Source organism: Parasphingopyxis sp. (assembly GCF_028279465.1).
GTDB lineage: Bacteria > Pseudomonadota > Alphaproteobacteria > Sphingomonadales > Sphingomonadaceae > Parasphingopyxis.
Genome location: NZ_JANQNS010000009.1, coordinates 67,373 through 85,860 on the forward strand (window position 1 = coordinate 67,373; position 18,488 = coordinate 85,860).

18 protein-coding genes, 1 tRNA gene and 1 pseudogene are annotated in these 18,488 nt (G+C 63.0%); 4 read left to right on the forward strand and 16 right to left on the reverse strand.

The genetic code is table 11. The annotated features are described in order from the left end of the window. Positions 1 to 59 precede the first annotated feature (59 nt). The 7 genes from Q0974_RS06170 to infA all read right to left on the reverse strand — a co-directional run bounded on the left by Q0974_RS06170 (position 60) and on the right by infA (position 4,455). A tRNA-Phe gene (locus Q0974_RS06170) sits at positions 60 to 135 on the reverse strand. A 41-nt stretch (positions 136 to 176) separates the two neighbouring features. Continuing rightward, positions 177 to 374 carry a DNA gyrase inhibitor YacG gene (gene yacG, locus Q0974_RS06175; RefSeq protein WP_299323875.1) on the reverse strand — a complete coding sequence of 66 codons (198 nt, stop codon included), beginning with the start codon at positions 372 to 374 and terminating at the stop codon, positions 177 to 179. 52 nt (positions 375 to 426) lie between these two features. Continuing rightward, positions 427 to 1,476, reverse strand: a complete 1,050-nt coding sequence (locus Q0974_RS06180; RefSeq protein ID WP_299323877.1) for a phosphotransferase — start codon at positions 1,474 to 1,476, stop codon at positions 427 to 429. 1 nt (position 1,477) lies between these two features. Then, positions 1,478 to 2,572, reverse strand: coding sequence for a hypothetical protein (locus Q0974_RS06185; protein ID WP_299323879.1), 1,095 nt, complete (start codon positions 2,570 to 2,572; stop codon positions 1,478 to 1,480). A 70-nt stretch (positions 2,573 to 2,642) separates the two neighbouring features. Next, a complete protein-coding gene (locus Q0974_RS06190) occupies positions 2,643 to 3,647 on the reverse strand; it encodes a ribonuclease E/G (protein WP_299323881.1) in 1,005 nt (334 codons plus the stop codon). Next, complete coding sequence (locus tag Q0974_RS06195; RefSeq protein WP_299323884.1) at positions 3,640 to 4,221, reverse strand: Maf family nucleotide pyrophosphatase; 582 nt, start codon at positions 4,219 to 4,221, stop codon at positions 3,640 to 3,642. The genes Q0974_RS06190 and Q0974_RS06195 overlap by 8 nt, the downstream gene beginning before the upstream one ends. Positions 4,222 to 4,236: 15 nt before the next feature. Beyond that, complete coding sequence (gene infA / locus Q0974_RS06200) at positions 4,237 to 4,455, reverse strand: translation initiation factor IF-1 (protein ID WP_299323886.1); 219 nt, start codon at positions 4,453 to 4,455, stop codon at positions 4,237 to 4,239. A gap of 245 nt (positions 4,456 to 4,700) precedes the next feature. Here infA and Q0974_RS06205 point away from each other — a divergent pair, with 245 nt between their 5' ends. Next, on the forward strand, positions 4,701 to 7,232 hold the full coding sequence (locus tag Q0974_RS06205; protein WP_299323889.1) for a hypothetical protein: 2,532 nt from the start codon (positions 4,701 to 4,703) through the stop codon (positions 7,230 to 7,232). A 10-nt stretch (positions 7,233 to 7,242) separates the two neighbouring features. On the opposite strand, the gene Q0974_RS06210 is transcribed toward Q0974_RS06205, so the two are convergent. Both Q0974_RS06210 and Q0974_RS06215 read right to left on the reverse strand, forming a co-directional pair. After that, on the reverse strand, positions 7,243 to 8,106 hold the full coding sequence (locus Q0974_RS06210) for a transcriptional regulator (protein ID WP_299323892.1): 864 nt from the start codon (positions 8,104 to 8,106) through the stop codon (positions 7,243 to 7,245). Continuing rightward, positions 8,093 to 9,274, reverse strand: a complete 1,182-nt coding sequence (locus tag Q0974_RS06215; protein ID WP_299323894.1) for a GNAT family N-acetyltransferase — start codon at positions 9,272 to 9,274, stop codon at positions 8,093 to 8,095. Before Q0974_RS06215 ends, Q0974_RS06210 begins: the two co-directional genes overlap by 14 nt. Before the next feature lie 293 nt (positions 9,275 to 9,567). Between Q0974_RS06215 and Q0974_RS06220 the strand changes: the two genes are divergently transcribed. Both Q0974_RS06220 and Q0974_RS16280 read left to right on the forward strand, forming a co-directional pair. After that, positions 9,568 to 9,804 (forward strand): hypothetical protein, encoded by a 237-nt coding sequence (locus Q0974_RS06220; protein WP_299323897.1) that lies wholly within the window; start codon positions 9,568 to 9,570, stop codon positions 9,802 to 9,804. A 93-nt stretch (positions 9,805 to 9,897) separates the two neighbouring features. After that, a pseudogene (locus Q0974_RS16280) lies at positions 9,898 to 10,044 on the forward strand (hypothetical protein); the annotation flags it as partial. Between the two features lie 77 nt (positions 10,045 to 10,121). Here the strand turns inward: Q0974_RS16280 and Q0974_RS06230 are convergent. From Q0974_RS06230 to hisG, 6 genes are all read right to left on the reverse strand, one after another. After that, complete coding sequence (locus Q0974_RS06230; RefSeq protein ID WP_299323902.1) at positions 10,122 to 12,224, reverse strand: sodium-translocating pyrophosphatase; 2,103 nt, start codon at positions 12,222 to 12,224, stop codon at positions 10,122 to 10,124. A gap of 165 nt (positions 12,225 to 12,389) precedes the next feature. Further along, positions 12,390 to 13,331 carry a thiamine-phosphate kinase gene (gene thiL / locus Q0974_RS06235; protein WP_299323905.1) on the reverse strand — a complete coding sequence of 314 codons (942 nt, stop codon included), beginning with the start codon at positions 13,329 to 13,331 and terminating at the stop codon, positions 12,390 to 12,392. Between the two features lie 66 nt (positions 13,332 to 13,397). Continuing rightward, positions 13,398 to 13,844 carry a transcription antitermination factor NusB gene (nusB, locus tag Q0974_RS06240; RefSeq protein ID WP_299323906.1) on the reverse strand — a complete coding sequence of 149 codons (447 nt, stop codon included), beginning with the start codon at positions 13,842 to 13,844 and terminating at the stop codon, positions 13,398 to 13,400. Beyond that, on the reverse strand, positions 13,841 to 14,368 hold the full coding sequence (locus Q0974_RS06245) for a DUF1993 family protein (protein ID WP_299323909.1): 528 nt from the start codon (positions 14,366 to 14,368) through the stop codon (positions 13,841 to 13,843). Before Q0974_RS06245 ends, nusB begins: the two co-directional genes overlap by 4 nt. Positions 14,369 to 14,388: 20 nt before the next feature. Next, on the reverse strand, positions 14,389 to 15,684 hold the full coding sequence (gene hisD / locus Q0974_RS06250; protein ID WP_299323911.1) for a histidinol dehydrogenase: 1,296 nt from the start codon (positions 15,682 to 15,684) through the stop codon (positions 14,389 to 14,391). 123 nt (positions 15,685 to 15,807) lie between these two features. Further along, complete coding sequence (gene hisG, locus Q0974_RS06255) at positions 15,808 to 16,470, reverse strand: ATP phosphoribosyltransferase (RefSeq protein ID WP_299323914.1); 663 nt, start codon at positions 16,468 to 16,470, stop codon at positions 15,808 to 15,810. A 47-nt stretch (positions 16,471 to 16,517) separates the two neighbouring features. On the opposite strand from hisG, the gene Q0974_RS06260 reads away from it, so the two are divergent. Beyond that, entirely contained in the window at positions 16,518 to 17,558 is a 1,041-nt protein-coding gene (locus tag Q0974_RS06260) for a DUF2332 family protein (protein ID WP_299323915.1), read from the forward strand. Here the strand turns inward: Q0974_RS06260 and Q0974_RS06265 are convergent. Beyond that, complete coding sequence (locus tag Q0974_RS06265) at positions 17,555 to 18,454, reverse strand: alpha/beta hydrolase (RefSeq protein WP_299323917.1); 900 nt, start codon at positions 18,452 to 18,454, stop codon at positions 17,555 to 17,557. The genes Q0974_RS06260 and Q0974_RS06265 overlap by 4 nt on opposite strands. Between the last annotated feature and the right edge of the window lie 34 nt (positions 18,455 to 18,488).

Here is an 18,488-nt window from a genome sequence, read left to right on the forward strand (position 1 = left end):
GAAGCCTGCGCGCGGGCGGTTGTGACTGGTGTAAGGTTTTCGATGCATTTTCGAAAAAATGGTGCCCGGGGACAGAATCGAACTGCCGACACTGCGATTTTCAGTCGCATGCTCTACCAACTGAGCTACCCGGGCATCGCCGCAAGATCGTGCGGGAACAGCGCCTATAGGCCGGGTCAGCCGTCGCTGTCCAGCCCGTTTGTGCGGGCCGCGATAGCGTCCGGATCGGCGGGCGGACCGGGCACGCGATAGCCGTCTCCCAGCCATTGCAAGAGATCGCGATTGCGGCAGCCCTCGCTGCAAAACGGCTTATACTCCATGGTCTGCGGCTTGCCGCACACGGGACAGCTTTTGGAGCGGGCGGGCTGTGTCATCCTCGATGCGATATGGGAGGTACGAGCGTGTTGGCAAGTCAGGATCAGATACTCAAAATGATCCGAGACCATTTAGATCCAATATCTGCTGCGCCGGGCGTTCGGCCATGACAGCAAACATCTCGTCGCCGCGTTCGGTGCGCTCGACATTCATCGAGGCGAAGATCGCCATGACAAAGCCGGAAAAGCTGCCGCGGCGATAGGCCATGCGGCAGTCTTCGTCCGTGATCTCCACGCCCTGCGCGCGCAGCTGCGCGGCATAGTCATCGAGTAACCGAAACTCCTCGGCCTTGCGCACTTCCGGGTCGGCGATGCTGGTGCCGATCAGATAGGCGATGTCGGTCGGCCCGGAGCCGAGTCCGACGGTTTGCCAGTCGACGACCGTCGCCGCGCCGGTTTCCGGGTGAAAGAGGATATTGTCGATGCGGAAATCGCCATGGACAATGGTCGGCGCGGCGAGCGGCTGGTCGAGATAATCGTCGAGGCGCGCGATGAAGGCATCGCCCATTGCGAAGATGTCCGCGCCGAGCCGTTCGCGGTACCGTTCCTTGAAACCCTGATAGAGGCCGGGGAGAAGCGTGCGGACCAGCTCTTTGTTCGTGGCGCCAAAGCCTAGCCATGCATAATCGGCATGCCGCGGCGAATCCCAGAGCGGCGCATGAAGCTTAGCCGCCTCTGCAATTGCCGCTTCGATCATCGGAATATCGGCGCCTTCGAGTTGATCGCCCTGCTGGGCTGGGCTCATATCGCCGAGCAGCAGCGCGAAATCGACATCATCATCGGCGATCTCGGCATGATAGCAGGGCGGACAGGCGACCGGGATCTCGTCGGCCAGATCGCGGTACCAACTGATTTCGAGCGTGTAGTTGCGCAGCGTCTTGGCGATATGCCGACTTTCTGGGTTGGTGCTCGGGCATTTGGCGACGATGCGGTCCGGGCCGTCATGCCCGTCCCAGTCCAGCGTCAGGCGAAAGCTGTCGCACATCTGGCCGGTGCCGATCGTCTGGTGCGCGAAGCCGGTTAGCGAGCCGGTCGGCGCGCCGATTTTCTCCTCGAGCCAGGCGGTCGTGAACTGTTCGGGTCGGGTCGGAATGACGGACATATCAGACAGCAGGATCCAGCAGGCCGGTAAAGCCGCTCGGCGCATGCGGCCCGATCAGCAATTGCTCGAGCACGCCATGACCATGATGCTCTTCGCCGCCGAGTGTCAGTGTGGCGCGCGAAAAGGCCTGGATATGCCAGTGGAGCTGCTCGTGCGGGTTCGCGCCCGCTTCGATCGTGTCATAGGCGGTCTCGATATCACCATGGTCCATCCCATGGCCCCAGATCGGGTGAGTGTAGCCGAGGCCCGACATATGGAAATCGGGGCCCACCGGTTCAATCAGAAGCCGCGCATCGCCGGCCGGATCGAGCGCAACGTCGAGCGACGCGACCCGGCGCGTGCCGTCCGCATAGCGCACCGCATAATCGATGCGGTCGTGATCGACCGGCGCGCCATCCAGCGCATCGATTACGGCGCGCCGGTTCCATCCCGCGCCTTCGGCGTCGTCATTGGTGTGAAAGAAGGTCGCGTGATCGGGGAAGTTCAGCGGCGCCCAGAGCCAGTAGAATTGCGGCAGGCTCCCGCTGGGTGGCGGCTGGGATTCAGGGGCGCCGACCGGGCGGATGCCCCAGCTCCGGTCCCGCGTGCCGAAGTGCGTATCGCCGGCAAGCGCATGATCCTGCCCGTCATGGGTGATCGTGCCGGACCAGCTGCCGCTCTGCGTCATGCGCGTATAGTCCATGAACATGCGCGGGCCGTTGCGGCGCGTGAAACGCGGTTCTTCGATCGGCGCGTGGCGTGCAGTGAAGGTGATATCGGCGGTGACCGGGCTGTCATTGTCCGAAACGGTGAGGCGCAGCTTTTCCAGCGCCTCGACGATCTCGATACGGATCGGGCCGACTTCGAGATCGAGCCGCTCCGACCCCATCCTGCGTGAGGCACGGACATTATACTGCACGCCGTCGATCAGCAGGCAAAAGCTCGCATCGATGATATCGAGTTGCGGATAAAGGCCCATCGCGGCAGCGAAGAACAGGCTGCCGTCCGCGCTATAGCCGTTGAAGAAATAGCGGTCGTAGAAATTCCGGTCGGTGCCAGAAACGGCCATCGGCTCTGGCGTCTGGTGCAGCGGGAAATCGTCGCCCTTGGTCAGCATTCTGCTCTCTCCCCTTTCCCCTTTCCCTCTCTTTGGGCGACGTTGGCACATTCTGCGTCGTACGCAAATATCAGGCCGGGTGGGCTGCACTCGCATGTCCGCCCCACAGGCCGAGCGCGGGATCGGCGGCGAGCAGGACGTCCGCGCCGATGCGGCGTTCGAGCGCGGTGCGCCAGTCGGGATGGGCCTTGATCTGCGCGATGACGGCGGGGTGGGCGCTCAGCGTTATGGTACCCGAACCGCTGGCGCGTTCCGCCCTGCGAAGCAGCGCCCGGGCCGCGCTCGCCGCGCATTCATATTGCGCATATTCAAGGAGCGACGGGCGGACGCGCTTGCGGACGACCTGAAGCAGCCCGAAGCCGTTGACCGATGTCCGCTCGAAAGGCTGGGGCAGTACGGCGTCGAGCGCTTCCGCGGCCGCTTGCCGTTCGGCCTTGGCCGACAGGCTCGGCAGATCGATGACGATCGATCCGCCGATATCGAGCCGCCGGATCGCTTCACCCGTCGCCCGGGCTCCGGCCTGTGCCAGTTCGGCGGGCGGTAGCGTGCCGTCGACATCGGCCACGGTCATCGCCGGTGTCAGGGCGATGCGCAGCGCTCCGCCTGGAAAAGGCACCGCACCCGTCGCCGCCTGTTCAATGAGTTCCGACCATCCTGCCGCTTCCAGCGCATCGGGTTCGTGGTTGGCAAGCGTGCGGACCGGTAGGCCGCTCGCCTTTAGCCCGTCGAGCAGGCTTGGCGCAGGCGATGCCGTTCGTCCTTTGGCCGCCATCCGCGCCCGCGCGATCTTGCGCTTGCCCGGCTCGGGGATCGCGCTGCGGACGATCTCGACGAGTAGCGCTTGGCCCTCCGTCGGATCGGCGGGTAGCGGCTCCATCAGCGCATCTTCGCCATTTTCCAGTTCGAGGCGCCCGGCGCGGCGGCCCGGCAGGATCTCGATCAGCCGCGCCTCGCAAACTACACCGGGCTGCACTCCCGCGTCATCGGGCCCGATACGGGCTTCGAGGATCGCATCGCCGTCGACCAGCGCCGCGCGCGTCTCGCCAATGCCATCCTCATAAAGCCATTCAGCCAAGGGGATATCCCGCGCTTTCGAGCAGCGTTCGGGTTTCGTAGAGCGGCAGGCCGATCACCCCGGAATGGCTGCCCGACAGGAAGCGGACCCAGCTTTCGGCAAAACCTTGGATCGCATAGCCGCCCGCCTTGCCGCGCCATTCGCCGCGCGCGAGATAGGCTGTGACTTCGCGTTCGGTCAGCCGTTTGAAGGTGACGATGGTCGTCGAGAGTTTGTGGCACGCACGGCTTTCCGCATCGATCACAGTCACCGCAGACAGCACGCGATGTCGCCGCCCGCTCAACAGGGTCAGACAATCGCGCGCCGCATCTTCCTCTTCTGTTTTCGGCAATATCCGCCGGCCCGCTGCTACGACGGTATCGGCGGCCAGCACGAGCGATCCGGCATGGTGCGGCGCAACGGCCGCCGCCTTCTCCGCCGCCATCCGCATCGCATAGTCGCGCGGCAGCTCTCCGGCGTGCGGCGTCTCGTCGATATCGGCGGGGTCAATCGCATCGGGCTCGACGCCGATGCGCGCAAGCAATGCCTTCCGGCGCGGGCTGGCCGAGGCGAGGACTAATCGTTTCGGGCGCACGGGCGCGCGGCCTGCTTATTTGAAGCGATAGGTGATACGGCCCTTGGTGAGGTCGTAGGGCGTCAGCTCGACAAGCACTTCGTCGCCGACGAGCACGCGGATGCGGTTCTTGCGCATCTTGCCGGCCGTGTGGCCGAGTATCTCATGATCATTTTCGAGTTTGACACGGAACATTGCATTCGGAAGCAATTCCATCACATGTCCGCGCATCTCGAGCAGTTCTTCTTTAGCCATAATCGTCCATATAGTGCCAAAAATCCGCGCCGCCATAGCGGCAAGCCGCGGAAAAGGGAAGGGATCGCGCGGTTCCGAGCCGCGGAGCAACCGCGCTTCCCCTAGGGCGGTTTGCGACATGGTGCGACACTTTCGGCGCGAACCGGTATAATCCTGGAACATATCGGCCCTAAAGACAGGGTTGGTTGCAAACGTTTCGATGCTAGTGACGTCATGATCGGCCGACATATGGGAAGCCCTTGGTAATGCTGTATAATCCTGCGCCACGCGCATCACGGGGCATCGCTGCGATATCCTACGGGGCGCTGGCCGTTGCGCTGCTGATATCCGCACCGCCGGCGCACGCGCAAAATGCCGATCCGCCGTTATTCGGAGAAACGCTCGATCCGGGCGAAGGCGAGCCGCTGATCGTCGTTTTGGGCGGCCGGTTGAGTGGGCAGGTTATCGGCGACATTCCGGCCGAGCTGGACCTGGGCGAAGACGATATCGCCGCCTATGGGGCCTCCTCGATTCAGGACCTGCTTGAGGCGATCGCGCCGCAAACCGGCTCGGCCCGCGGCAGAGGCGGCGGCGGACGCCCGATCATCCTGCTGAACGGGCAGCGCATATCGAGTTTCCGTGAGCTGCGCGATCTGCCGCCCGAAGCGATCGAACGGGTGCAGGTGTTCCCCGAAGAATTGGCGATCCGCTATGGTTTTCGTCCCGACCAGCGCGTCGTGAATTTCATTCTCAAGCCCAATTTCGCGGCGATTGCCGGCGAAGTCGAACATGGCATGGCGACCCAGGGCGGGTTCGCGATGAGCGAGATCGAGGCGACACTAACGCGGATCGGCGAATCCGGCCGGCTCAATATCGATATCGAATATCAGCGCGAAGGCGCGATCCTGGAGAGCGAGCGCGATATCGTGCAGCCTGAGATCGACGCGCTGGGGCTGGTCGACAATGCGGATTTCCGGACGCTTAGAGGCCAGAAAGACACGGTCGAATTCAACGCGACATATAGTCGCCGCTTCTCCGAAAACACGACTGCGACGCTGAGTGCGGAATATACGTTCGAAGACACGGTCGCGCAGCTTGGTCTGCCCGATGTCGATCTGACAGTCCCGGCGTCCAGTCCGTTTGCGCAATCGCCTGTCGACGAGATGATTACGCGGCTGCTGCCTGCTATCGGCGGCACGCTTGAACGGTTCACGACCGAGCAGAATGCCGAAGCCGGGCTCACGGTCAACGGGCAGTTGGGTGATTATCGCTGGGCGTTCACCGGCAATTATAGCCGCGAAATTACCGAAACGCGTACCGAGCGGGCGTTCGGGCTTACCAGCCTGCAAACGCGGATTGCGGCGGGCGATCCATCGCTCGATCCGTTCGCGGCTGATCTCGGCGCGGGCCTTGGCTTCACGCGCGACGATGCACGCGGCGTGGTGCAGAATGCGGATGCGGAGTTCAATATTACCGGGAGCCCGTTCGCGCTGCCTGCCGGGCCGGTCAATATCAGTCTGACCGGCGGTTTCGAATGGCGTGCAATTGACAGCCGCGCGACGCAGGGCGGTATTTTGAGTGTTGCCGATCTCGACCGCACCAGCGGCGTCGGACGGGCCAGCGTCGATATTCCGCTCACCAGCCGAAGCGAGGGCTTTCTCGGCGCGATCGGCGATATCTCGCTCAATCTGAATATCGGCTATTCCGAGTTCAGCGATTTCGGCGGGCTGCTCGAATATGGCTATGGGATCAACTGGGAGCCGATCGACGGGCTCACCTTTCTCGCCAGCATTATCGGGGAAGAGGCCGCGCCGACCGTTCAGCAGCTCGGCAATCCGATCATCGCGACGCCGGGCGTAAGCGCGTTCGATTTCACCAATGGCGAGAGCGTTCTTGTCGAGCGGACGACCGGCGGCAATCCCGCGCTGCTCGGCGAAGACCGGCGCGATTTCAAGCTCGGCGTGAATTTCGCCCCTGGTGATTCGAGCGAGATCCGCTTCATCGCGGAGTATATCAATAACGATAGCGAGAATGTCACCGCCGCCTTTCCGCTGCTGACACCCGAGATCGAGGCGGCGTTTCCCGATCGCGTGACCCGCAACGGCGCGGGAACGCTGATCGCGATCGATGCGAGGCCCGTGAATTTCGCCGAAACCCGCGCCGAGCGTATCCGCTATGGCATGAACCTGTCGGGCCGGATTGGCAGCGAGCGTGAGAGACGCGGCCGGGGCGGTCCGCCTTCCGGAGCCCGACGTGCGGGCGAAAGCGGCGAGGCGCGCGCGAGCCGCGGACCCGGACGGCCACGGGGCCGGCCTAGCCGCTGGCGGCTATCCGTGTTCCACACATATCGGCTGGACGAAACCGTGCTGATCCGCCCCGGCGTCGCCGAACTCGATTTGCTCGACGGGTCGGTGACCGCCAGCGACACACCGCTCGCGCGCCATTCGGTCGAGCTCGAAGGCGGCTTCTTCCATAATGGTATCGGCATGCGCGTGAACGCCGAATATACGGGAGCGGCGCGGATCGATGGCGATCCACTGCTCGGCACCGACAGCCTCTTCTTCCGCGATCTCTTCAAGATGAATGTGCGTGCCTTCTTCAATTTCGACAGCCGGCCTGGACTGGTCGAGGACGTGCCGTTTCTTGGCGGCGCGCGTCTGGCGCTACGCGTCGACAATCTGTTCGGCGGGATTCGCCGGGTGACAGACCAAAATGGCGATGTCCCGCTTGCCTATCAGCCGGGATTCATCGACCCGCGCGGCCGCTATATAGAATTGAGCTTCCGGAAGCGGTTTTAGGCTTCGGACTCTAGTTTCGGCCCAATGCGCGTTGGGCCTTGGCCATGGCGCGCCAGGCCAGCGATTTCATATGGTTCTGGTGCGGGAAGCGTTTGGGTGGGGCAGGATTGAGGCCTAGCCGCCGCAGCGTCGCATTGAGCGAGCGGGCATATTTCTCGCGATACACCCATTCCGAGCGCCATGTGATCGAAAGCGAGAGGGACGCCGCCGGACCGTTTTTCACCCAGTGCGGCGCCTTCACCGGGACGTAGATGGCTTTGCCGGCCGGCAAGGCGTGCGCCATGCCCCGCGCCGCGAAATTGTCGCGCCATTCGAGATTGCGATGGCCGCCTTCGTGAAAGGCTTCATGCGCCTGGCTCGGCGCGAGTTCCTCGTCATCGGCCGGGAACACGGTCATCGTCTTGCTGCCGCGGACTTGCAGCAGGATATTGTGCTCCGGGTCCATATGATAGGGGGTCACCGCACCGGGCGAGGAGAGGAAAATAAAGCCTTGAAGGTCGATCATCTCGCCGGTGATATCCCGGACGATCGGTTCGATCTCCGCCAGCGTCTCGTGCAGCAGGTCGCGATAGGCGGGCACCTGCTCGATGAATTTGAGCACCATCCAGCTGCCATTGGTTTCGATATTCTCCAGCGTTTCGAGAATGCCGAGGCCGTTGGCCGGGACATCGGCGGGGTTGATGCCGACGGGCAGATCGCCGCGATTATATTCGACATCCTCGGGCCGCATCGCCCGGGCGAGATCGGCCAGCGCGGCATTGGTAAGCAGCGGGTGTTCGGACAGTCGGTGATCGAGCAGAGCGGGCGTTTCCGGATAGGCGGCGCGCAACGTGGCGCGCGCATTGTCGGTGAAGATCGCTTCAGTCGCCGTCATTGTCGCTACCCTTCATCTTTCCGGCGATCCCGCGCGCCCGCGACGCCATATCTTCGGCGGACCGGCAGGCGCGGAACACCGCCCGATGCCGGCGGCCGCCCAGTGGGACGGACACGCGGACGATATCGCGGCGCTCGGCCCACAGGCTGTCGATCATGGAATGGCCCTCTTCCGCGCAGCTATCGAGCCATTCGATATCGCGGCGCTCCAGGATTTTCAGATTATAGCGCTCGATCAATATGCCGGGGGAATAACGCGCATAGCGTTCGTCGAATGCGATCTTGTAAGAAAAACCGCCGGGCGCGGTCAGGAAGTTGACGAGCATCGCGATCGGCGCGCCATCGAGATCGATCCGGTGAAAATCGAGCTTGCCCGCCGCATGGGCGCCAGTGGCCACGATTTCGAAAAATTTCGCGAGCGTCGCCTCGCAGGCCATTGCCGAGCCGTTTTTCCCCTTCCAGCCTTGTCTTTCGAGCGCCAGAAACGCGCCGATCCAGGGGTCTGCATCCTCGTCTGCGCCGAGCGTCGCGTAGCGGACCTCGCCCTGATCGGCGAGCCGGTTCGCCAGCCGGTTCATCTCTTTGCGTTTCTTCTTGCGAACAGTGTCCGTCCAATAGTCGTCGGGCGTCTTGTCGCTGCGCAGCAGCGCGCGGCGCGTCCGGTAAACGACGTCGCAAGGCCGGTCGAGCGCGGCGCTCGCGCGTTCGAGACCGCGCACAATGCGTCCGTCCGCCGGCAGGCCGCGGATGTGCAGAAGGCCGGTCGCCCAATCGGTTTCGTCGAGCGATTGGAGCAATATCTGCCAGAATCGGTCCTCCATGCCACGCCGGATGAGCGGCGCATCGAGGAAGCTGTGATGATGTGTCCAGTTCTGCACATGGCGGAGAGGAATTCGGCCATAGTCCGTTTCGATCATCAGCGGGATGAGACCAACGAGAAGCCCGCTTGTCGATGTGACGACTGCGAGTTTGACCGTGTCCGGCTCGGCGAGCAGCGCCAGCGAGGGTTGGAGGAACCAGCCTTCGGCGAAACAATTGGGTTCCGACGCTTGATCGGCCAGCACCGACCATTGCGCCACAATGCTTGCAGACAGGGATTCCGGCGTCTGGAAAGTGCAGGCGAGCTTCCACTCGTCGGTCGCGCTTACCGGGCGTGTCGGGGCTCCCAACAGGCGGCGCCGCGAAGCGTGGGTCGTTTCCGACGGTATCGAAATGGACTGACCCGTAAACATGCATCGCTCTCCGGCATCTGGCGAACCGGTGTTTAGGCGGATGAGGTTAAATCAATTTTGAAGAGCGCGGTTTGCGGAAACGGTTAATCTGTAAACCATGTCCGTCATCGAGCCCAAAGAAAAAGCCCCACCGGACGAATCCGGCAGGGCCAAGGTTCAGGAAAGCGCTAGTTGCAACATTTTTGACGCAATTGCAAGAATTGCATGTTTGCTGACCTATACCGTGCTTCGTGGTAGAAGACGGAATGGATATTGATCCGATAGCTGCCATTCAGCAGATCATCGACGGCACGAGTGAAGGGCGTGGTCCGCCGCCCTATGTCGCCGGTTTGCGGCTTGAGCGCATGGTGTTCACCGCAGTCGAACGCGGCAAGTTCACGCTTGAATGGGTGCCTGAGATGCATCATTGTCAATATGACGGGATCGTCCAGGGCGGGGTGCTCAATGTGGTTGCCGATACTGGGTAATCGTTCGCGCACTGGTCTACGGCTGTCGAAAGCGAGAGCTATTCGACGGCGGAATTTTCGACCAGATTTTTCCGGCCAGTCAAAGCGGGCGACAAGATGATTGTCGAAAATGTCGTGCTCAATCGTTCGCGGCGAATAGCCGTAATCGAATCGACTTTCGTCCACGCCGAGACAGGTAAGCTGCATGCAAAGGTGACCGGCAGTTGGATGATCACCCAGCGGAATTTCGGGGACGGATAAGCGGGGCGAGGTCGCGGTAAGAAAAAGCCCGCCCGGATCGCTCCGAACGGGCTTTTCTGTTAGCGTGCTTGGTTAAGCTAGTGCGCGCCGCCCGCCAGGGCCGCGAGCAGCAGCAGGGCCACGATGTTCGTGATCTTGATCATCGGGTTCACCGCCGGGCCGGCCGTATCCTTGTAGGGATCGCCGACCGTATCGCCGGTCACCGCGGCCTTATGGGCTTCGGAGCCCTTGCCGCCATGATGGCCGTCTTCGATATGCTTCTTGGCATTGTCCCAGGCGCCGCCGCCGGCCGTCATCGACAGCGCGACGAAGATGCCCGAAACGATCACGCCGAGCAGCAGCGCGCCCAGTGCGGCAAAGCCGTTCTCCTGGCCGCCAACGGTCGTGATCACAAAATAGACCACGATCGGCGCGAATACCGGAAGCAGGCTCGGCACGATCATTTCCTTGATCGCCGCCTTGGTGACGAGATCGACGGTCCGCGCATAGTTCGGACGGCTCGTGCCCTCCATGATGCCCGGATTGTCACGGAACTGACCGCGCACCTCTTCGACCACCGCACCGCCGGCGCGGCCCACGGCCATCATGCCCATCGCACCGAACAGGTACGGCAGCAGCGCGCCGAGGAAGAGACCGACGATTACGTACGGATTGCTCAGCGAGAAATCGACGGTGAGGTCGGGGAAGAAGAGATCGAGGTCGGTCGTATAGGCGCCGAACAGGACGAGCGCGGCGAGACCGGCCGAGCCGATGGCATAGCCCTTGGTCACGGCCTTGGTCGTGTTCCCGACAGCGTCGAGCGCGTCGGTGCGGTTGCGGACTTCTTCGTCGAGCTCGGACATTTCGGCGATACCGCCGGCATTGTCGGTCACCGGGCCATAGGCGTCGAGCGCGACGACCATACCGGCGAGCGCCAGCATCGAGGTTGCGGCAAAGGCGATGCCGATGATGCCCGCGAGCTGATAGGCGACGATGATGCCGATGCAGATCACGATGGTCGGCAGCGCTGTCGCTTCGAGACTGACGGCAAGGCCCTGGATCACGTTCGTGCCATGGCCCGTTTCCGAGGCCTTGGCGATCGACTTCACCGGGCGATAATTGGTGCCGGTGTAATATTCGGTGATCCAGATGATGATGCCGGTGATGGCAAGGCCGAGCAGCATGCACCAGAAGAGGTTCATGCCGGTCAGCGCCGTTCCGGCCACTGTGCCGAGGGTCGCGGACATGTCGCCGAGCGTCATCTGCGTCGCGAAATAGAGCGCGATCGCCGACAACACGGCCGTGACGATAAAGCCCTTATAGAGCGCGCCCATGATGCTCTGCGACGAGCCGAGACGGACGAAATAGGTGCCGATGATCGAGGTGATCACGCAGACGCCGCCGATTACGAGCGGCAGCGCCATCAGCGGCAACAGGCTCGCACCCGCGCCGACAAGCAGCGCGATCAGCACCATCGTCGCGCCGACGGTCACAACATACGTCTCGAACAGATCGGCCGCCATGCCTGCACAGTCGCCGACATTGTCGCCGACATTGTCCGCGATCGTGGCCGGGTTGCGGGGATCGTCTTCCGGGATGCCGGCTTCGACCTTGCCGACAAGGTCGGCGCCGACGTCTGCACCCTTGGTGAAGATGCCGCCACCCAGACGCGCGAAGATCGAGATCAGCGAAGCGCCGAAGGCCAGAGCGACCAGCGCATCGACGACGATACGGCTGTTCGCCTCTTCGCCGAGCGTGCCAACGAGGATGTAGAAGAAGACGGCAATCGAAAGCAGCGCGAGACCGGCGACGAGCAGCCCCGTCACCGCACCGGCGCGGAACGCAACCGTCAGGCCGTCTTGTAGGCCTTTCGATGCGGCCTGCGTCGTGCGGACATTGGCGCGGACCGAAATGTTCATCCCGATATAGCCAGCGACGCCGGAAAGCACCGCGCCGAGCACAAAGCCGATTGCGGAGAGATAGCCGAGAAATACGCCGACAAGGACCGCCACGACAACGCCGACAATGGCGATCGTGCGATATTGGCGGCCGAGATAAGCCTGCGCGCCTTCCTGGATGGCGCCGGCGATTTCCTGCATACGTTCATTGCCGGCAGATGCAGCGAGCACCTGGCGGCTGGTCACGAAGCCATAGATGACGGCGAGAACGCCGCACGCAATGGCCACGATAACGAGTGTCATCGGATCAATAGGCATTTGGGTCAGAACCCCCTTATACGTTTGGTTTCCCGCATAGAAAGACGCGCCCGGAATCGGGCGCGTTGCGGAGTTGCGGGCGCTATAGAGGCAGTGGCAGGGTCAGTGCAAGCCGAATGATCGTTACTAACCTTCGTGTCGTTCGTTCTCTCAATGCTCCCAGCCGAGGGTCTCAGGTAGCGGGACGGGGCGGCCGCCTTCCTGCAGCGTAATGCCCGCGCCTTCTTCCACGATCCCGACGCAATGGATGTCGGCGCCGACCTCTTCGGCGACCATCTCGATATGTTTGCGCGAGCGCGGCGCGGCGGCGAAGAGCAGCTGATAATCGTCGCCCATGGTTGCCGCTTCGATCGAGGTTTCGCGCGTATCGCCGCGCGCGTCCACAAAGGCCGGCGATAGCGGCACATCGATGGTTTCGATAACAATCGCGACGCCGCTCGCTTCGGCCATCCGCCTGGCATCGACCAACAGGCCGTCGGACAGGTCCATCATCGCCGAAACGAGAGGCGCAAGCTTCTGGCCCAGTTTCAACTGCGGCACGGGCCGGCGATAGGCCTCAACCAGACTATCCGCGCCTTCGAGTTCGCCCTTGGCAATTGCGAGACCGAGTCCCGCATCGCCGAGCGTGCCGCTGACCCATATATCGTCGCCTGGCGTTGCGCCGCCACGCGCCGGAACGATATCCGCCTCCCCGATGGCGGTCATGCCGAAATGCCGGGCCGATCCGGCCGGGCTGCGCACCGTATCGCCGCCGATCAACGGGCAGTCGAACCTGCCGAGCGCCGCGCTGAGGCCATCGATAAAGCCGCGGTCCCAGTCGGTGTCGCCCGACAGATCGTAGGACATCAGCGCGCCGACGGGCTTCGCGCCCTTAGCGGCAAGATCGGATAGATTGGCGGCGACAAGCTTCCAACCGACCGTATCGGCCGGGTCGGCAGGCAGGAAATGGACGTGCTCGACGATCGTATCATGGGTGAGGACGAGCGTGCGCCCGGCATGGATCAATGTCGCCGCATCGTCTTCCAGGCCGCGCGCGCCCGGATGCGTGGCGAGCGCCCGCAATTGGCCGATAAAGTCCGATTCCCCGCTCATTAGTATATTCGCTAGCAGAAAAGCGGCGCGATATCCGCTCAAATGCGGGGCCGCTTTCAGGCGCCGTTAACCACGCACATCCTTGGCGATGGCATCGAGCAGGCCGTTGACGAAGCCCTTTTCGCGCTTCTCGTAAAAGGCGTCGGCGACATCCACATATTCGCCGATGATCGCGGCAACCGGCACATCCTTGCGCGCCAGCAGTTCATATGTGCCTGCGCGCAATATCTGTTTTTGCGGGCGGTCCAGCCGGTCGAGCGTCCAGCCCGTGGCGAGTTTTGCTGCGATCATATCATCGATTTCCGCTCGGCGTGCATTCACACCGGAAACCACATCGTCGAAGAAATCGACTTCGGCATCGGCGAATTCGATATCCTCGATGATCGCGCCCAAGCGATGATCGTGAAACTCCTTGAGCAGGCGCGCGAGCGGCGTGCCCTCCATTTCCTGCTGATAAAGGGCCTGCACGGCCGCGAGCCGCGCCGCCGAACGGGACTGGGCGCGCGTATTCATCCCGGCATCTTCATCCGCAATTGACCGAGAAAATCGAGCTTACCGATTTCGAGGCCCTGCGCGCGGAGAATGTCGTATCCCGTCGTCGCGTGGAAATAGAAATTGGGCAGGGAGAAGGAGAGCAGGAAATTTTCGGCGGTGAAAGGGATCTCCGTTTCGCCGAATTTGAAGACCATGTCTTTGCCGATAAAGCGCTCCATCTCCTCACGCTCGATCGCGCTAAGGCCCTCGGTCGCACGGGAAAGAATGTCGCGAAGTCCATCGAAACTGTCCGGCGGCGTGCTCGCATCGGGCGTGCATAGCCCGGCTCTGACCGACTCGATCGCGCCGAGGGAATGCGTGCCGACCCATTTCGCCTGAAATGCAAAGGGCAGCATGTCCTCCGCCAGCCGCGCCTGGATCAGGGCTTCGGGCGCAAGGTCATGCGCGTCGCAATGGGCTTCGGCCTTGTCGATCAGTTTGGCAAAGGCGCCGATGGTCTGGAGATAACTCGGTATCGTTGCATCATAGAGGGAAAAGGCCATGATCGTCTCCTGTGGTTCGTTTATCGCTGCGCCAAGCGGATAGCGACAGATCGGGCGTGGGCGGGTAAGCCCTCCGCTTCGGCCAGCCGCACCGCCGCGGGGCCAATCTCGCCGAGCCCGGCCGCATCGCATTCAAGAAAGCTTGTGCGCTTCATGAAATCGAGCACCGATAGTCCCGACGAAAAGCGCGCGCGCCGGCCGGTCGGCAGGACGTGATTGGGTCCGCCGACATAATCGCCGACGGCTTCGGGCGTCATCCGGCCGAGAAACACCGATCCGGCATGGCGGACGCGGCCGAACAGCGGATCCGGATCGGCGACGGCCAGTTCCAGATGTTCGGGCGCCAGCCGGTCGCAGAGCGGGATGGCGTCTTCGAGACTTTCAACGACGATAATCGCGCCATTGGCGTCCCAGCTCGCGCGCGCGGTCTCCGCCGTAGCGAGTTCGGCGATCTGCCGGTCCACCGCTGCGGCAACGGCGTCGGCGAGACCGGCATCATCGGTGAAGAGGATCGACTGGCTGGTCGGGTCATGCTCGGCCTGGGAGAGCAGGTCGGCGGCCATCCATTCGGAATCGTTCTCGCCATCTGCGACGATCACGATCTCGGACGGACCGGCGACCATATCGATGCCGACCGTGCCGAAAAGCTGCCGCTTGGCTTCCGCAACCCAGGCATTGCCGGGGCCAACGATGACGTCGGCGCGCGGGATCGTGTCGGTGCCGTGGGCGAGGGCGGCGACAGCTTGCGCGCCGCCGATGCGGAAGATGCGGTGAACGCCGGCAATCTCGGCTGCGGCGAGGATCAGCGGATTGATCTCGCCGCCCGGCGTCGGCGTCACCATCAGGATGTTCTCGACGCCTGCGACCAACGCCGGAATCGCATTCATCAGCAGCGAGGAGGGATAGGCCGCCCGCCCGCCCGGCACGTAGAGCCCGGCCGTTTCCACCGCTGACCAGCGCGATCCCATACGGATGCCAGCATCATCGCTTGATTCGCTGTCTTGCGGTTTCTGCTTTTCGTGAAAGGCGCGGATACGCGATGCGGCGAGCGCCAGCGCTTCGCGGAGAGCGGCATTGAGACCGTCCAGCGCCATGCAGCATTGCTCTTTCGCAATTTCCAGATTGAGCGAGGCGGGATCGAAGCCATCGAATTTTTGGGTATATTCGGCGACTGCCGCATCGCCGCGTTCACGAACATCGGCGATAATCGCTGCCACGTCGCGCGCGACGTCCGGATCGGAGCCGCGCCGCGCTTCGACCAGCGCGTCGAACCGCGCCGCGAAATCGCTATCGGTGGTTGAGAGACGGAAAGTCATAATAGCCCTCCCCCTTGATGGGGGAGGGTTGGGTGGGGGTGATCTATCGGTTGAGAGCTCACCCCACCCCTAGCCCCTCCCCATCGAGGGGAGGGGAATGTCATCCCTGCACGGCGAAACTCTCTAAGCATCGGCTTTATCGCTCACGATTTCGCGGAACCGCTCGACGAGCGCGAGGATCTCGGGCCGCGTCTTGAACGCCGCCCGGTTGACGATCAGCCGCGACGTCACCTCGCACAGCGTATCGACTTCGACGAGATTATTGGCTTTCAGGGTCCCGCCGGTCGAGACGAGATCGACGATCCGCCGCGTCAGGCCCAGCGCGGGCGCGATCTCCATCGCGCCGTTCAGCTTCACGCATTCGGCCTGCACGCCCTTCGCCTCGAAATGGCGGCGCGTGAAATTGGGATATTTGGTGGCAATGCGGACATGGCTCCATTCGCTGGGATGGTCGGTCGCGGCGAGATCCTTCGGTGCGGCGACCGAGAGCCGACAATGGCCGATATCGAGATCGACCGGCGCATAAATCTCCGAATAGCGGAACTCTTCGAGCACATCGGAGCCGACGATGCCGAGTTGCGCCGCGCCATGCGCAACGAAGGTCGCGACATCGAAGGCGCGGACGCGAATGATGTCGATATCGGGATTGTTCGTCCCGAAACGCAGCGCGCGCGAATCTTTGTCGTGGAAATCGGCATTGGGTACGATTCCGGCTTCCGCGAGGATAGGCAGGGCCTCGTCCAATATCCGTCCCTTGGGGATTGCAAAAATCAAACCTGCGGTCATGCGATGCGCGCTTTACTTGGGGGCGATGCGGCGGGCAAGCTAGGGGCGTGTCCGACAAAGAGTCAGAAATTCGCCAAGCGTTTCGCGATCAGGCTCGTTTCTGCCGCGGTCTGGGATCGGAACTGACCGCCGATATCCTCGATACGGTGGCCGAAAAGATCGACCGGAGCAGCGAAACCGGGCGCCGTCTGCTCGGCTGGGACGGCGATCCGCGCAGCAATGCCGACAATGTAACGCTGCGGCTCGCGGGCGGTCTCCACGCCCTCGCCCGTGCCGAAAAGGACGCGGCATTGACCGCCGCCTATCGTGGCGACGGGCCTGTTGGACCGGCCGTCGAACAGGCTTTGATCGCGCATGACGACGAGTTGGTACAATGGCTCGATCTGCCGCCGCAAACCAACGAAGTCGGCCGGGCGGCGGCAGTAATGGCGGGGTTATTGGTTGCGGCCGACCGCTATCCCCTGCCGATCGATATCTTGGAGCTCGGCGCGAGCGCGGGCCTCGTGCTCGATCTTAACCGCTATCGCTACGATCTCGGTGGCGTCGAAACGGGCGAGCCGACCTCTCCCCTGCTGCTCGCTCCTAAATGGCAAGGCCGTGCGCCGCCCGCCTCAAAGGTCGATATCATCACGCAAAGCGGCGTCGATCGCAGTCCAATCTATCTCTCGACGCCTGAAGCGGCCGAGCGGCTGGTCGCCTATATCTGGCCCGATCAGCCCGAGCGGATAGACCGCGCGGAAAAGGCGATCCGGCTTGCCCGCGCCTTCACGCCGCCAGTAGTCGCCGGGGAAGCGGCGGACTGGACAGAGCAGCGGCTGGCGCAACCTCAAGCGGAGGGCGTGCTGCGCATTCTCTATCACACCATCGCCTTTCAATATTTCCCGGAGGAACAGAAGCAGCGTATTCGCGCCGCCGTCGAGCAGGCGGCAGCCGAAGCGAGCGCGGAGCGGCCATTGGGCTGGCTGTCGCTGGAGACGAACCCCGAGACCGGCGCGATCGAGTTGCGTCTGAAGTTATGGCCAGCGGGCGAGGGTCTGCACCTCGCCAATACCCATCCGCATCTCAACTGGGTCAGCTGGCTGCTCTAGCCGATCGGCCGCTTCGGCAGCCACTCCTCGATCGCTGCAGTCACCGCATCGGGCGCTTCCCAGGGCAAGAAATGTGCGGCATCGATCTTCACGAGCGTCAGATCGTCGATAATCTCGTCAAGGCCTTCGATCTGCCCGGGCAGCAATGCATGGTCCCGCATGCCCCAGGTCACCAGTACCGGCATTGTCAGGCGCGGGAAGGGCGCATCGAGAAAGGCGGGGCGCTCCGCCGCTTCATCGGCTTCGGGAACGATCATCGGCGATCCGCGATACCAGTTGAGCATCGCGACCGCCGCGCCCGGCCGCGCCCAGTCTTCGAGCATGATATCGCGCTCTTCGTCTTCCAAAGCGGGCGAGCGCTGCCAGTTCATGGTCTTCTTGAGAAAAGCGGCGAGGCCACGGTCTGCGACGAAGGCGTCATTTTCCGGTTTACGGAATTCGCGCATATAGGCCGAGGCGAGGCGCTGGTCGCGATCCTCGATCAGCGCCTTCTGGAAGATCAGCGGATGCGGCGCATTGGCGATGATCAATCGCTTGACGCGATCCGGATGGCCGAGCGCCGTGCCCCAGGCGATGGCGCCGCCCCAATCATGTCCGGCTAGGGTGAACCCGTCGATCTCCAGCGCGTCGGCGAGCGCGAATATGTCGCCGATCATCTTCTGCGGCTGATAATTCTCGACGCCCTCGGGCTTGTCCGACTTGGCAAAGCCGCGTTGGTCGGGCGCGACGCAGAAATAGCGATCGGAGAGCGCGGCGATCTGGTGCCGCCAGGTGCGGTGCGATTCGGGAAAACCGTGCAGGAATATGATCGGCGGTCGGTCGTGCGGTCCGACCGTAGCGACATTGAGCGTTACGCCGGTGGACAAAGCGATTTGGCGTTGATCGAACTGGGGCATACCGGTCCTTCGGTTATCGAGTGTCGGCGCGGCG